Origin of the sequence: Frigidibacter sp. RF13, from assembly GCF_026626305.1 — a bacterium.
Taxonomy (GTDB): domain Bacteria; phylum Pseudomonadota; class Alphaproteobacteria; order Rhodobacterales; family Rhodobacteraceae; genus TMP-24.
This window is the reverse complement of record NZ_JAPNUE010000001.1, coordinates 941,619-954,732: the sequence shown is the minus strand read 5'-3', so window position 1 is coordinate 954,732 and position 13,114 is coordinate 941,619. Positions and strand designations below refer to the sequence as shown.

The following is a 13,114-nucleotide window of genomic DNA, read 5'->3' as shown; positions in this document are numbered from 1 at the left end:
TTCAGCAGCCGGGCCGAGTGTCAGACCCGCTCGATGATCGTGGCCGCGCCCATGCCGGACGCCACGCAGAGGGTGGCGAGGCCGGTGCCCTTGCCGGTGCGCTCCAGCTCGTCGAGAAGCGTGCCGATGATCATCGCGCCGGTGGCGCCAAGGGGGTGGCCCATGGCGATCGAGCCGCCGTTGACGTTGACCTTCGAGGCATCCACATCGAAGGCCTGCATGAAGCGCAGGACGACCGAGGCGAAGGCTTCGTTGACCTCGAAGAGGTCAATGTCGCTGATCGACATGCCCGAGTCCTTCAGGATCTTTTCAGTCACGGGGACGGGGCCGGTCAGCATGATGGTGGGATCGGTGCCGATCTTCGCGGTGGCGCGAATCTTCGCGCGGGGCTTCAGGCCGTGGGCCTTGCCGAACTCGGCGTTGCCGATCAGCACCGCCGCCGCGCCGTCGACGATTCCGCTGGAGTTACCGGCATGGTGGATGTGGTTGATACGCTCGAGATGGGGGTATTTCATCAGCGCGAGCTTGTCGAAACCCGGCATGACCTCGCCCATGCCTTTGAACGAGGCGTCGAGGCGGCCGAGCGTCTGCATGTCGGTGCCCGGTCGCATATATTCGTCGCGGTCGAGGATGGTCAGGCCGTTCTGGTCTTTGACCGGGACGATGGATTTCGCGAAGCGATTTTCGGCCCAGGCTGCCGCCGCGCGGCGCTGGCTTTCGACGGCCAGCCCGTCGGCGTCATCGCGGGAAAAACCGTACTCGGTGGCGATGATGTCGGCGGAAATGCCTTGCGGTACGAAATAGGTCTTCATCGCGAGCGAGGGGTCGACGGCGATCGCGGCGCCATCGGAACCCATGGCGACGCGGCCCATCATCTCGACCCCGCCCGCGATATAGGCATTGCCCGCCCCGCCGCGCACCTGGTTGGCGGCGATGTTTACGGCTTCCATGCCCGACGCGCAGAAGCGGTTGATGGCAAGGCCGGGGATGCGTTCGTCGAGGTCAGAGAGGAGGACGGCAGAGCGGGCAAGGCAGCCGCCCTGTTCGGCGACCTGGGTGACGTTGCCCCAGATGACATCCTCGATGACGTGGCCTTCCAGCCCGTTCCGGTCCTTCACCGCGTTCAGAAGCCGGGCCGAAAGGGCGACCGCCGTCACCTCGTGCAACGCGCCGTCGGGGCGGCCCTTGCCGCGGGGGGTACGGGCGGCGTCGTAAATATAGGCTTCGGTCATCGTCGGTCCTCTCCTTGGGCGTCCGACCGCGATTCGCGATGATGCGGGGGACAACTTTCGGGGCAGTTTACCTGCGCGTCAGCTTTTGTCCCGCGTGACGCTGCGGCGCAATATCAGCTTTTCTGCGCTCGCTCGGTCGGATTGCCGGGCATCAGGTCATAAGGGTGTTTCCAGCCGGGCAGGGCGGCGATCCGGTCGAGCCAACCGTCGATATGGGGCCAGTCCTTGCGGTCGAAGCCGAAGGGCTCGGGGTAGTAGAGATAGGCGCAGCAGGAGAAGTCGGCAATTGTCGGGCCTTTGCCCACCAGCCAGTCGCGGCCCTTGAGGTGGCTGTCGAGCGCGCTATAGGCGGCCTTGAGGCGGCCCTGCATGAAGGCGATGACCTCTGCGGGGCACTTGTCGGCGGGCAGGAAGTTCATCAGGAACCGGGTCATGCCCGCCTGGCTCGACATCTTGTGATTGTCCCACAGGATCCAGCGCAGGACCTCTTCCTCTTCGCCCGGGGCGCCGCCGAACCTGCCGGTGCGCTTGACGACATGGTACATGATCGCACCGGACTGGGAGAGAGTGGTGCCTTCCTCTTGAAAGACCGGGACCTCGCCCATCACGTTGATCTTGCGGAATTCCTCGGTGCGGGTGGCGCCATTGAAGAAATCGACGAAGACGGGCTGCCAGTCGTAGCCCGAGAGTTCAAGTGTCAGCGCCGCCTTGTAGGCATTGCCGCTTTCGCCGAAGCAGTGGAGTTTCGCTGTCATGGGTCGGATCCTGTTGTTGCCCCCCGATATATGGCGCGGCGGCAGGGCGGGCGCACATCAAATCTTGGTATGGGAATGTTCACGCGGATCGATGCTGGAGCAACTGGTCTGGAACGCGCCGCAATAATTACTGATGTCTCGTCGCAATATCCGGTGGTGTGTCCTGTGTGCAATTCATTGTGCGCGGAGCAATGCCGACGAATAGGCTGCAACAGATTTGGCCAGACATGGCGGTTCAAGCAACCGCATTCAAAAAATCTGAAACATGTCCTGCCGCTTCCTTCGGCCTAGTCAGCAACAGGAAATGTGGGGCATCTACCGCGATGACGCGCTCGCAATATGGCAAGAAGTCTTCGGAAACCGAGCGATGCACCAGCCGATCCTGAGCCGCACGCAGGTAGGCGCACGGCGCGGCGATTCTGGAAAGCTCCCTGCGGACGTCGACGCTCGCAGTGGCGCAGAGGCGTTCCACGAGAGTTCCAGGCGGCACTTGCCGCAGGGCGGCCTGATAGCTGGCGACGTCATCGCAAGAGCGCTTGAGACCGAATGTGAATGTCTGACCGACCTTTGACAGAACTCGGAGAGATCCGGGGATCAGGTTCAAAGTTCTGATCAGGCGGGGCGGAAATCTGACAGGTGCGCGCGCGAAAGTAGCGACAAAGGCGACCGCCCTGAGTCCAGCGGGGCGACGAGCGGCGATTTTGATCGCGAGCGGCCCGGAAAAGGACTCCGCCACGATCAGATAGGGACCTTCCGGCAGGCGGGGCGCCAACCATTCGTCGATTTCGGCGTAGGACGCCAGGTCGACCGGGTAGGAGAAAATCTCGACGGCATGATCGGCCCGCAGGTAATCGGCGAAGCTCTGGACAAGACGACCGGTGCCATCGAGGCCAGGAAGCACAACGATCTTCATGACCCGCCTCGTCCTATCCCACAAATAAGCAAGAAGACTTATATGACAGGTCTGTCTGGAATGCAGTGCGGTTTAAGATCGTATTTCCCTTCAGATGCGGGCGGTATGAAGGCGTTGGTGCGGGGGTTGGGGCAGCGCCTCCGATCGCGTAGATCGCCGCCCCAGAAAAGCCTGTTCAGAACGCCTCGGCGGCGAGCGTCATGACTGGGTCGGCGCCCGACTGGATGCGGGCGAGATGCATCATCGTCGCGGGCAGCTGGCGGGCCATATAGTAGCGGCCGGTGGCAAGCTTGGTCTCGTAGAAGGCCGTGTCGCCGGTTCCGGCGGCAAGCGCTGCGCGGGCGGCCTTGGCCTGGCGGGCCCACATATAGCCGAAACAGACATGGCCGAAGAGATGCATGAAATCGTAGGAACCGGCGAGCGCGGCATTGGGGTTCTTCGTCGCCTCTGACATGAAGAACATCGCGGCGGTCTGCAGGTCTTTCGAGGCGGCTTTCAGCGGGTCGAGGAACTGCGCTTTCAGTTCGGCATCCCCCTCGTTTTCCTTGATGAAGCCCTTCACCAGTTCGAAGAAGGCCATCACATGCTTGCCGCCGCCGTCGGCCAGCTTGCGGCCGACGAGATCAAGCGCCTGCACGCCGTTGGCGCCTTCGTAGATCATCGCGATACGGGCGTCGCGGACGAACTGCGACATGCCCTGTTCCTCGATATAGCCATGGCCGCCCCAGATCTGCTGGGCCTGCACGGCGCTGTCGAAGCCCTTGTCGGTCTGGAAACCCTTGATGACCGGGGTGAGAAGCGAGATCAGCCCTTCGGCGGCTGCGTCCTTTTCGCGGTGGGCGCGATCGATCAGCGTGGCACCCCAGAGGGTGAAGGCACGGGCGCCCTCGACGAAGCTTTTCTGGTCCATCAGCGCGCGGCGGATGTCGGGATGGACGATCAGCGGGTCGGCCGGGCCGGTCGGGTTCTTGACGCCGGTCACGTCGCGGCCCTGCAGGCGGTCCTTCGCATAGGCGAGCGCGTTCTGATAGGCGGCCTCGGCGACCGCATAGCCTTGCAGGCCCACACCCAGACGCGCCTCGTTCATCATGGTGAACATCGCGCGCATGCCCTTGTGGAGCTCGCCCAGCAGAAAGCCGGTCGCGCCGTCATAGTTCATCACACAGGTCGCATTGCCGTGGATGCCCATCTTTTCCTCGATCTTGCCGACCGAGACGGCGTTGCGGGGCCCGAGCGAGCCATCCGCATTCACCATGAATTTCGGCACGATGAAGAGCGAGATGCCCTTCGTCCCCTCGCCGCCTCCCGGGGCTTTCGCCAGCACGAGGTGGATGACGTTGTCGGACATGTCGTGATCGCCCGCCGAGATGAAGATCTTCTGGCCGGTGATCTTGTAGCTGCCGTCCGCCTGCGGTTCGGCCTTGGTGCGAAGCTGACCAAGGTCTGTGCCGCAGTGCGGCTCGGTCAGGTTCATCGTGCCGGTCCAGTCGCAGGTGACCATCTTCGGCAGGTAGGTGGCCTTTTGATCCTCGGTCCCGTGGGCATGGATCGCCGAATAGGCGCCATGCGTCAGGCCCTGATACATGTTGAAGGCCATATTGGCGGAAACGAAAATCTCGCCAACGGCGGTCGCGAGCACGTAAGCCATGCCCTGACCGCCGTAGGCGGGGTCGCAATCAAGGGCGGTCCAGCCGCCCTCTTTCATCGCCTGGAAAGCTTGCTTGTAGCCCTTCGGCGTGTAGACCACGCCGTTTTCCAGACGGCAGCCTTCCTGATCGCCCGAGGCGTTCAGCGGGTGGAGGACGTCGCGGGCGATCTTGCCCGCCTCTTCCAGAACGGCGCCGGTGAAGTCCGGCTCCAGTTCCTCGTGACCCGGAACGCCCGACTTGGTCACCTCCAGCACATCGTGCAGCAGGAATTGCATGTCGCGGGTGGGGGCGTTGTATTGGGTCATTCGGTCCTCCGGGATCTTCGGTCTGGTCGCGGGATCAGGCGGCTTGGGTTTCCACCCGGTCCAGGGTCTTTTCGGCATCGGCGATATGGCCGGCCAGTTCATTGATGACGGCGTCGAGCGCGGCGCGCTGCTCCATCATTTCCGCCAGGCGGCGGCGGGCGGTCTCGATCGCTTTGGTGATCTGCAGCCCCTCGCCATCATGGTCGTAGAGGTCGACGATCTGGCGAATTTCTTCGAGGCTCACGCCATATTTCTTGCCACGCAGGATCAGTTTCAGCCGGGCGCGGTCGCGCCGGTTATAAAGCCGTTTCTGGCCCTCGCGCAGCGGGAACAACAGTTCTTTCTGCTCATAGAAGCGCAGCGTGCGCGGCGTGACGTCGAATGCCTCGCACATGGCACGGATGCCCATCAACTCTTCACTCACGTCTCATATCCTTTCGACTGTTTCAGAGAGAGACAGCAGATGACGATTGGATATGGATGGTACAAGCCAAGATGACGTTAAGGTAACCGTGACGTCGCGTAAGAATTTTTCTGACGAAACGTCATTGCGAAAGGATCGTTTCAGAGGAAATTTTTTGACCTAGCGTCAAGCATTTTCCGGGCCTCAGGTGACCCGGCGGAAGATGTCAGTCATCCAGATTCGCGGCGCTCGAATCTCTCAAGGCGCGCAGGTCGGCGATGGTCCCGTCCAATTCGGCCCGTTGCTTCTCCAGTTCCTTCAGCTGCCGATCGGCAAGCTCGACCCAGACGAGATTCTGCTCTCGGGTGCCCTTTTGGTTGTAGAGGAGAAGCCACTGGCGAATCTCTTCAAGACTGAAGCCGAAGCGGCGGCCGCGCAGGATGAGCTTCATCCGCGCGATTTCTCGCGGGCCGTAGAAGCGAGAGCGGCCTTCCTTTATCGGGGCCAGAAGTTCGATATATTCGTAATAGCGCAAGGTGCGCGCGGTCACGTCGAAGCGCAGGCACATGTCCTTGAAGCTGATCGGCTGGTCCGTCATCGCCGTCCTCCTTGCCGTGAAGGTAAGGCGAGAGACGGGAGGTGACAACTCAGTTCAGAAAGCCCGGCGCGAAGAAATACAATCCATAGGCGACGATCAGCGCGGGGATGGTGGAAAAGACCGTGGCCATGATCGCCGCGCGGGGGGCAAGCGCGATGGCGGGGAAAAGCGCGTCGCCGTCGTTCGAGATGGCGTTGGCGACGAGGGCTGCGAACGGGATCGCGCCGTTGACATAAAGCGTTGCCACCAGAACCTGCGGTCCGCAGCCGGGGATGAAGCCGATCGCCGCGCCCACGAGTGGCAGCACCGGCGCTATGGCGGCGAAGAGGGCTTTGAGGTCGAGTCCCGCGAACTGAGCGAGATAGTCGTAGGCCAGATAGGCGGCGATCACCCAGACCGAGATGAAGGCGGTTTCCTCGGCCATGCGCGTTACCGGCCGGTCGGCCGGGTTGGTCATGGCGTTGACCGGCGAGAAGGCCCAGATCAGAAGGCCGGTCGCCACGCCTGCAAGCGCGATCCATTCGACTGGCAGCGGGCCGAAACTGGCGATCTCGACTTGTCCGATCTGCGCGGCGCCGACGACAAGGCCGGGCAGGACAAAGGCCAGATAGGCCCAGTCGCGGGCGCGCGGTTGGCCGATGCGCGGTGCGATCTCGCAGGCGCCGCCGGTCGGGCGGTAGTCGACGGTGACGAACCTGTCGATGAGCCAGCCGGTCAGGATCCCGACCGCGAACTGCAGGGGCAGTAGGACAAGCGCGGCATCGGGCCGCGTGGCGATCAGCAGGAAGGCGGCGTCGCCCATCGTCGCGGTCAATGTCGCCACGACCGCGCCGAACGAGACCTTGCCTGACGCATAGGCGGCCACGACCACCACCGCGCCGCCGCAGCCGGGCGTCGCCCCGAGGAAGGCCGCCATCGGCACCTGCAGCGCTTTCGCGCGACCCATGGACTCGCCCAGGTCGAAGCCGAAAAGCTTTTCGGCGCCGTAGAAGAGAAGGAGCGTCGCTGCGACGAAGACCGAGACCTGGACGAACGCATCGACCATCAAGCCGCGCGTGACCTCGCCCAGAAGCCCCGGCGCAAGCGCGAGGGCCGCCAGAAGCGCGACGGTCGCCAGGCGGCCGGGTCGCAGGTTCGCGGCCCGCAGGGTTTTCTCGGCGACGGTCGGGACGGGGGCTCTGGTGCTAAGATCGGACATCTTGCTTTCTTGCGACTAATTCTCAATTGCAAAAGATAGCGCTTGCGGGCGGTTTTGCAAGCGCGAATAACTGCCGGGGGCCTCTGACGCCGGAGATGTGATGACCGAGACCGAAAAGCTGAAGATCGGCGCCCAGTTCGTGGCGGCGCTGCCGCATGCCCGCGCGCTCGGCATGAAGCTCGATGCGATCGGGGCGGGGACGGCCTCAATCTCGATGCCCTATGACGAGCGGCTGATCGGCGATCCGGAGACGCGGGTCATTCACGGCGGCGCGGTTTCGGCGCTGATGGATACCTGCTGCGGCACGGCGGTGATGAGCCATCCGTCCGCGCCGCGCGGGACGGCGACGCTGGATCTGCGGATCGACTACATGCGGTCCGCGACGCCCGGCCAAAGGATTACGGCGCGGGCGGAATGCTACAATGTCACCCGCTCGGTCGCCTTCGTGCGCGCAACCGCGCATGACGAGGACGAGGCGCGAATCGTCGCCATGGCGACCGGCGCTTTCACGGTCGAACGAGGGGAGGCGGGCAAATGAGCCGCCGCCCGCCGCCCGAGCCCGTCCATCTGGTAAAGGGCCGCCGCGACGCCGCGCTGAAAGCGCTGGTCGAGGGCGTGCCCTATATCCGCTTCCTCGGTATCGAGTTCGACCGGCGCGGAGACGAGCTGACCGCCGTCCTGCCGTTCCATGAAAGCCATATCGGTAATCCGCTTTTGCCCGCCCTGCACGGCGGGGTGACGGCGGCTTTCCTCGAGGTCGCCTCCATCGTCGAACTGAGCTGGACGATGATCTGGGAAGATCTGGAAAGCGGCGCGCTCGATGCCGCGCGGCTGGCGGGCGGCGGTCTGCCGCGGCTGCCGAAGACCATCGATTTCACGGTTGATTACCTGCGCAGTGGCCTGCCACGCGACGCCTATGCGCGGGCGCGGGTCAACCGGTCGGGGCGGCGCTATGCCTCAGTTCATGTCGAAGCGTGGCAGGACAACCGCTCGCGGCTCTTCGCTCAGGCAACGGGCCATTTCCTGATGCCTGAACGCCCGGAGCCCTGAGGTGAGCGAGCCCGTCACCCACGCCCGCGTCTTCAGGATCGCGGCGCCGATCGTCCTGTCGAACGCGACCGTTCCGCTGCTGGGCGCCGTCGACACAGGGGTCGTGGGCCAGATGGGCCTCGCCGCGCCGATCGGCGCGGTGGGGATCGGCGCGGTGGCGCTGGCCACCTTCTATTGGGCCTTCGGCTTTCTGCGGATGGGCACAACCGGACTGGCCGCGCAGGCGCTGGGCGCGGGCGACCGCAAGGAACAGGGCGCGATCCTGATCCGGGCGCTGATGATCGCCTTTGCAGCAGGCGCGGCCTTCGTCCTGCTGCAGGTGCCGGTCTTCGCGCTGGCCTTTCACGTGGCACCCGCTTCGGCCGAGGTCGAAACACTGGCGCGGGACTATCTTGCCATCCGCATCTGGGGTGCCCCCGCGACCATCGCGATCTATGCGGTGACCGGCTGGCTGATTGCGGCCGAACGCACGCGGTCGGTGCTGGTGCTGCAGTTCTGGATGAATGGGCTGAACATTCTTCTGGATCTCTGGTTCGTCCTTGGCTTTGGCTGGGGGGTGGAAGGTGTGGCGGTCGCGACGCTGATCGCCGAATGGACGGGGCTGGCGCTTGGCCTGTTCCTGTGCCGGAACGGGCTATCGGCAGCGGCGCTGAAAGACCGGGCGCGGATCTTTGATAGAGCGAAACTGCGCCGCATGGCCTCGGTCAATGGCGATATCATGCTGCGTTCGATCATCCTGCAGGGCGCTTTTACCTCGTTCGTTTTCCTTGGCGCCCGGTTTGGCGACGTGACGCTCGCCGCCAATCAGGTGCTTCTGCAGTTCCTGGAAATTACCGCTTATGCGCTCGACGGCTTCGCCTTTGCCGCCGAGGCTTTGGTCGGGCAGGCGGTGGGCGCGCGGTCGGTGCCGCTCTTGCGTCGCTCGGCCTGGCTGCCGTCGCAATGGGGGGCAGGGGGCGCGATCCTCTTGGGGCTGGGCTTCTGGCTGGCGGGGCCTTCCATTATCGATCTGATGACGACCGAACCGGACGTCCGTGCCGCGGCGCGCGGCTGGCTTTTCTGGGTGGCCTTGTCGCCGGTGGTCGGCATTGCCTGTTGGATGCTCGACGGCATTTTCATCGGCGCGACGCGCGGCCGCGACATGCGGATGGCGATGATCGAGATGGCGGTGTTCTACATCCCGGCACTCTGGCTGCTGCCCATGGCTTTCGGCAATGACGGCCTGTGGGCGGCGCTGCTTCTGATGTTCGTTTTCCGTGCGATCAGCCTTGGGCGGCGCTATCCAAGGATCGAGCAGGCCTTGGCCTGAGATGGGCTCGTCGTTGCACTGCGTGCCTCCTCGCGCGGCTCAGCCACGGGAGGCCTTTTCGGCAAGCCCCGACGTGCCCTCGCGCCGCTCCAGTTCCGCCAGAACATCGGCAAGCGTCACCTCACGCGCGGCAAGCATGACGAGCAGGTGGTAAAGCACATCCGCCGCCTCGGCGGTCAGCCGGTCGCGGTCGCCCTTCACCGCCTCGATCACCGCCTCGACGGCTTCTTCACCGAACTTCTCGGCGCATTTCTCCGGCCCTTTGGCGAGGAGCTTCGCCGTCCAGGAACTTTCGGGATCGGCGCCCTTGCGGGCCGCGATGGTGGCGGCAAGACGGTCAAGCGCGGTCATGAAAGCCTCATTGGAATGCCCGCGCGGGCCATGTGGTCCTTGGCTTCGCGGATCGTGTAGGTGCCGAAATGGAAGATCGACGCGGCGAGGACGGCGCTCGCGTGGCCCTCGGTCACGCCCTCGACGAGGTGGTCGAGCGTGCCGACGCCGCCCGAGGCGATCACCGGCAGGTCGACGGCATCGGCGATGGCGCGGGTCAAGGGCAGGTTGAAGCCTGCCCGCGTGCCGTCGCGGTCCATTGACGTCAGGAGGATTTCGCCCGCGCCCTTCGCGGCGACGGTGCGGGCGAATTCGACGGCGTCGATGCCGGTGGCTTTCCGCCCGCCATGGGTGAAGATTTCCCAGCGGCCCGGTTCCACGGTCTTCGCGTCGATGGCGACGACGATGCACTGCGAGCCGAACCGGTCCGCTGCCTCCGCCACCACGTCGGGGTTCGCCACGGCGGCGGAGTTGAACGAGACCTTGTCGGCGCCGGCCAGGAGAAGGGCGCGGACATCCTCATGCGTACGGACGCCACCGCCCACGGTCAGGGGGATGTAGCATTGTTCGGCCGTACGGGTGACGAGGTCGAACATCGTGCCGCGGTTCTCGTGGGTCGCGTGGATGTCGAGAAAGCACAACTCGTCGGCGCCTGCCGCATCATAGGCCTTGGCCGCCTCGACCGGGTCGCCCGCATCCACGAGGTCAACGAAATTCACGCCCTTGACCACGCGACCATCGGCCACGTCGAGGCAGGGAATGATGCGGATCTTGAGCATGGGTGGTCCTTTCGGACCTCTCCTAACGCTCCATCCTGTCGATGAAAAGCATTCTCGATCGCGGTGCGTCGCTTGAAGGTGTCCATCTAGCAGGCGCCGCCCGGTCGATCTATCGGATTTCTTCGGGGTTGCAGGTTTATCCGTCGGTCTTCGAGTGGTCGCGCCTACTGAGAAGGCGGCGCAGAAGCGCAGCGAAGGGGGGGATTTCGACGATCTGGCGCTTGGGGCTTTCCGGGCTCGAAAGGCCGAGGAGCGCATAGCCGTGAACCATGGTCCAGACGGCAATCTCGACTACCGGGTCGGCAGTGCCGTCGGCGGCGAACGGGCGGCAGCCCTCGCGCAGGATCTGATAGGCCTCGGCCCCGGCGGCCTTCAGCGTCGGATCGTCGCGGTCGGGGCCGGGGGAGACGAACATCAGGTCGAACAGCCCGGCGTGATCGCGCGAGAAATCGAGATAGGCGAGGCAGATGTTCAGCAGGCGCTCTTCATCACCCTTCGCCGGAAGGTCGCGCCCGGCCGCGAGCCGGTCGGCAAACATCCCGTAGGCCCGGGTCGCAATCGCGGTCATCAGGCCCGAGAGTCCGTCGAAATGATGGGCGGGGGCGGCGTGGCTGACGCCCGCCCGCGCCGCCGCGCGCCGGAGCGTCAGCCCGCCCAGGCCCTCTTCCAACAAGATGGCGAGGCCCGCATCGACAAGGGCCACGCGCAAGTTGCCGTGGTGGTGGGGGGATTTGGGCCTACTACTCATATTTACGGCATCGCAGGTCATCTTGACGCCGTCAACATTGCTCTTATGGTGGCGTAACTTTACACTGTCAAGGGGCGGCAAATGCGTATGATACTCGTCTGGCTCTACCAGGCGCTTTCGCTTCTTCTGGTCCTTCTGACCTTCCGCGCGCTTCTCGAACCGATGGCGCTGAGCATGCCGGACCTGGCCTATTATTTCCCTGAGAACGCACCATCGGCCCTGTCGCATCTGATCTTCGGCCCGCTGGCGCTTGCGCTTGCGCCCCTGCAGACATCGGCCGGTCTGCGGCGCCTCTGGCCCCGCTGGCACCGGCGGTTGGGCTATCTCTATGCGCTGTCGGTTCTGGTTGGTGGGGTCGCCTCGCTGGTCATGTTGCCCTGGTTCCGTGGGAGCCTCTGGGCGGCGGCGGGTTTCGCGCTGTTGGCGCTGGGCTGGATCGGGGCGACGGCCCGGGCGATCTGGCTCGCACGGCGCGGCGATCTTGCCGGCCATCGGTGCTGGATGCTGCGGTCGGCTGCCCTGACCTTCTCTTCAGTCACGCTCAGGCTAATCATGGCGCCGTTGATGGCGGCCGGCTGGACCTCGACCGAGACCTACGATGTCACGGCCTGGGCCTGCTGGCTTGTCAATCTCACGCTCCTTGAACTCTTCGTGCTGCGGCGGCGCAAGGTCCGAGCCGCGTCGGCCGTATGACCGGAAAACACAAAAGGGCACCGTTTCCGGTGCCCTTTTGAATGGAGCGGGCGAGGCGATTCGAACGCCCGACCCTAACCTTGGCAAGGTTATGCTCTACCCCTGAGCTACGCCCGCATCCTTGGGTGCGGCGGGATTTAGTGTCTTCGTCCGCCGCCTGCAAGAGGAAAAACGCAACCGGCGCAGAAATCGGCGTTGGGCGCGCCAAGCGGGCGTTTCCGTAATCGGTCGGAGCGCGAATCGATCCGTACCTGTCGCGCTGACGGCTGTTTTTCAGCGGTCCGTAGCTCAGATAAACAGAGTTCTTTCAAACGCTTGCAGAGAGTTCTGGTTACGGTTCGGTTAAGCCGGGAGCGTTTGGTTGCCAAAAGGCGTCTTCCGAGGCCGATTAAGGATGGCGGCGAAAAAGTGCCGGAAAATTGTCTGTTCTGGGCCGAAATGATGGCGGATTCCCGGAGCGCCATCAGGATACCGCCCCACAGGTTAATGCGGCCAAGACCGGCCCGGGGCTTGCGAGAGGAACCGTCGATGTTCATGCCGTCGCCTTCGAGCTTCCGTCCCGACGCGAAGCTTCTGCTGACCCCCGATCTGCTTGTCGCAGCGCCCGGGTCGGCCCGTACCGGCCTGCGCGCCGATACGCTGGTCGAGACCGCCGACGGCTGGCGCCCGGCGGGAGAGCTTTTGTCGGGTACAAACGTTCCGACCTACGAAGGCGGCCTCGTGCCGCTGCGCTCGGTCACACACGCGGCCGCGTTGCCGGGTGGCGGGCGGTCGCTGATCCATTTTCCGGGCGGTGCGCTCGACAATTGCTGCGATGTCTGGCTGAAGCCGGGCCAGCGCCTTCTGGTCACCGCACCCCTGATCGAGGCGCTGTTCGACGCGGCGGCCGTCGTCCTGCGCGCGGATATGCTGGTAGGTTATCGCGGCATCCAAAGGGTGCAGTTGCAAGCGCCGACCGAGATGGTCAGCCTGTGCTTTGACCGCGAAGAGACGATTTTCGTCAATTCCGGCACGATGATCCGCTGCGGATCGGTCGGCGGCGCGGATCGCTCGGCTCTCTATCCAGAGCTGGAGCCCTGGCGGGCAGCGGACCTGCTTGGACTTCTTGAGGCAGAGAGCGACCGGTACGCTCCGCGCGATATTGCTGCCTGA

15 protein-coding genes and 1 tRNA gene are annotated in these 13,114 nt (G+C 64.4%); 5 read left to right on the top strand and 11 right to left on the bottom strand.

What is annotated here, in order from left to right; all coding sequences use genetic code 11:
• Window positions 1-20 precede the first annotated feature (20 nt).
• From OU426_RS04690 to OU426_RS04660, 7 genes are all read right to left on the bottom strand, one after another.
• Window positions 21-1,232, bottom strand: coding sequence for an acetyl-CoA C-acetyltransferase (locus OU426_RS04690; protein ID WP_267632694.1), 1,212 nt, complete (start codon window positions 1,230-1,232; stop codon window positions 21-23).
• Between the two features lie 113 nt (window positions 1,233-1,345).
• Window positions 1,346-1,987, bottom strand: a complete 642-nt coding sequence (locus OU426_RS04685; protein WP_267632693.1) for a glutathione S-transferase family protein — start codon at window positions 1,985-1,987, stop codon at window positions 1,346-1,348.
• 235 nt (window positions 1,988-2,222) lie between these two features.
• Complete coding sequence (locus OU426_RS04680; RefSeq protein WP_267632692.1) at window positions 2,223-2,900, bottom strand: alpha/beta fold hydrolase; 678 nt, start codon at window positions 2,898-2,900, stop codon at window positions 2,223-2,225.
• A gap of 175 nt (window positions 2,901-3,075) precedes the next feature.
• Complete coding sequence (locus OU426_RS04675; RefSeq protein ID WP_267632691.1) at window positions 3,076-4,854, bottom strand: acyl-CoA dehydrogenase C-terminal domain-containing protein; 1,779 nt, start codon at window positions 4,852-4,854, stop codon at window positions 3,076-3,078.
• Window positions 4,855-4,888: 34 nt separating this feature from the next.
• On the bottom strand, window positions 4,889-5,278 hold the full coding sequence (locus tag OU426_RS04670; RefSeq protein WP_267632690.1) for a MerR family transcriptional regulator: 390 nt from the start codon (window positions 5,276-5,278) through the stop codon (window positions 4,889-4,891).
• Between the two features lie 205 nt (window positions 5,279-5,483).
• The gene (locus OU426_RS04665) at window positions 5,484-5,855 is read right to left on the bottom strand and encodes a MerR family transcriptional regulator (protein WP_267632689.1); all 372 of its coding nucleotides are present in this window, start codon (window positions 5,853-5,855) and stop codon (window positions 5,484-5,486) included.
• Window positions 5,856-5,904: 49 nt separating this feature from the next.
• Window positions 5,905-7,053: a putative manganese transporter gene (locus OU426_RS04660; RefSeq protein ID WP_267632688.1), complete on the bottom strand. Its 1,149-nt coding sequence runs from the start codon at window positions 7,051-7,053 to the stop codon at window positions 5,905-5,907.
• A 100-nt stretch (window positions 7,054-7,153) separates the two neighbouring features.
• On the opposite strand from OU426_RS04660, the gene OU426_RS04655 reads away from it, so the two are divergent.
• The 3 genes from OU426_RS04655 to OU426_RS04645 are packed head-to-tail and all read left to right on the top strand — an operon-like array spanning window position 7,154 to window position 9,412.
• Window positions 7,154-7,591 carry a PaaI family thioesterase gene (locus OU426_RS04655; protein WP_267632687.1) on the top strand — a complete coding sequence of 146 codons (438 nt, stop codon included), beginning with the start codon at window positions 7,154-7,156 and terminating at the stop codon, window positions 7,589-7,591.
• Window positions 7,588-8,103 (top strand): PaaI family thioesterase, encoded by a 516-nt coding sequence (locus OU426_RS04650; RefSeq protein WP_267632686.1) that lies wholly within the window; start codon window positions 7,588-7,590, stop codon window positions 8,101-8,103. The genes OU426_RS04655 and OU426_RS04650 overlap by 4 nt, the downstream gene beginning before the upstream one ends.
• A 1-nt stretch (window position 8,104) precedes the next feature.
• Window positions 8,105-9,412: an MATE family efflux transporter gene (locus OU426_RS04645; protein WP_267632685.1), complete on the top strand. Its 1,308-nt coding sequence runs from the start codon at window positions 8,105-8,107 to the stop codon at window positions 9,410-9,412.
• 39 nt (window positions 9,413-9,451) lie between these two features.
• Here OU426_RS04645 and OU426_RS04640 read toward each other — a convergent pair whose 3' ends face one another.
• The 3 genes from OU426_RS04640 to OU426_RS04630 form a co-directional block, all read right to left on the bottom strand.
• Window positions 9,452-9,763, bottom strand: coding sequence for a phosphoribosyl-ATP diphosphatase (locus OU426_RS04640; RefSeq protein ID WP_267632684.1), 312 nt, complete (start codon window positions 9,761-9,763; stop codon window positions 9,452-9,454).
• Window positions 9,760-10,521, bottom strand: coding sequence for an imidazole glycerol phosphate synthase subunit HisF (gene hisF, locus OU426_RS04635; RefSeq protein WP_267632683.1), 762 nt, complete (start codon window positions 10,519-10,521; stop codon window positions 9,760-9,762). The genes OU426_RS04640 and hisF overlap by 4 nt, the downstream gene beginning before the upstream one ends.
• Window positions 10,522-10,657: 136 nt before the next feature.
• Window positions 10,658-11,269: a TetR/AcrR family transcriptional regulator gene (locus OU426_RS04630; RefSeq protein ID WP_267632682.1), complete on the bottom strand. Its 612-nt coding sequence runs from the start codon at window positions 11,267-11,269 to the stop codon at window positions 10,658-10,660.
• Between the two features lie 81 nt (window positions 11,270-11,350).
• Between OU426_RS04630 and OU426_RS04625 the strand changes: the two genes are divergently transcribed.
• Window positions 11,351-11,962: a DUF2306 domain-containing protein gene (locus tag OU426_RS04625; RefSeq protein ID WP_267632681.1), complete on the top strand. Its 612-nt coding sequence runs from the start codon at window positions 11,351-11,353 to the stop codon at window positions 11,960-11,962.
• A 42-nt stretch (window positions 11,963-12,004) separates the two neighbouring features.
• Here the strand turns inward: OU426_RS04625 and OU426_RS04620 are convergent.
• Window positions 12,005-12,079 (bottom strand) — tRNA-Gly (locus OU426_RS04620).
• Between the two features lie 411 nt (window positions 12,080-12,490).
• On the opposite strand from OU426_RS04620, the gene OU426_RS04615 reads away from it, so the two are divergent.
• A complete protein-coding gene (locus OU426_RS04615; RefSeq protein ID WP_267632680.1) occupies window positions 12,491-13,114 on the top strand; it encodes a Hint domain-containing protein in 624 nt (207 codons plus the stop codon).

Bases quoted from the DNA above. Each gene is read 5' to 3' on its own strand.
- OU426_RS04625 (WP_267632681.1), top strand. From the start codon at position 11,351: ATGCGTATGATACTCGTCTGGCTCTACCAGGCGCTTTCGCTTCTTCTG.
- OU426_RS04675 (WP_267632691.1), bottom strand. From the start codon at position 4,854: ATGACCCAATACAACGCCCCCACCCGCGACATGCAATTCCTGCTGCAC.
- OU426_RS04685 (WP_267632693.1), bottom strand. From the start codon at position 1,987: ATGACAGCGAAACTCCACTGCTTCGGCGAAAGCGGCAATGCCTACAAG.
- OU426_RS04665 (WP_267632689.1), bottom strand. From the start codon at position 5,855: ATGACGGACCAGCCGATCAGCTTCAAGGACATGTGCCTGCGCTTCGAC.
- OU426_RS04650 (WP_267632686.1), top strand. From the start codon at position 7,588: ATGAGCCGCCGCCCGCCGCCCGAGCCCGTCCATCTGGTAAAGGGCCGC.
- OU426_RS04630 (WP_267632682.1), bottom strand. From the start codon at position 11,269: ATGAGTAGTAGGCCCAAATCCCCCCACCACCACGGCAACTTGCGCGTG.
- OU426_RS04690 (WP_267632694.1), bottom strand. From the start codon at position 1,232: ATGACCGAAGCCTATATTTACGACGCCGCCCGTACCCCCCGCGGCAAG.
- OU426_RS04660 (WP_267632688.1), bottom strand. From the start codon at position 7,053: ATGTCCGATCTTAGCACCAGAGCCCCCGTCCCGACCGTCGCCGAGAAA.
- OU426_RS04655 (WP_267632687.1), top strand. From the start codon at position 7,154: ATGACCGAGACCGAAAAGCTGAAGATCGGCGCCCAGTTCGTGGCGGCG.
- OU426_RS04640 (WP_267632684.1), bottom strand. From the start codon at position 9,763: ATGACCGCGCTTGACCGTCTTGCCGCCACCATCGCGGCCCGCAAGGGC.
- OU426_RS04615 (WP_267632680.1), top strand. From the start codon at position 12,491: ATGTTCATGCCGTCGCCTTCGAGCTTCCGTCCCGACGCGAAGCTTCTG.
- OU426_RS04680 (WP_267632692.1), bottom strand. From the start codon at position 2,900: ATGAAGATCGTTGTGCTTCCTGGCCTCGATGGCACCGGTCGTCTTGTC.
- hisF (WP_267632683.1), bottom strand. From the start codon at position 10,521: ATGCTCAAGATCCGCATCATTCCCTGCCTCGACGTGGCCGATGGTCGC.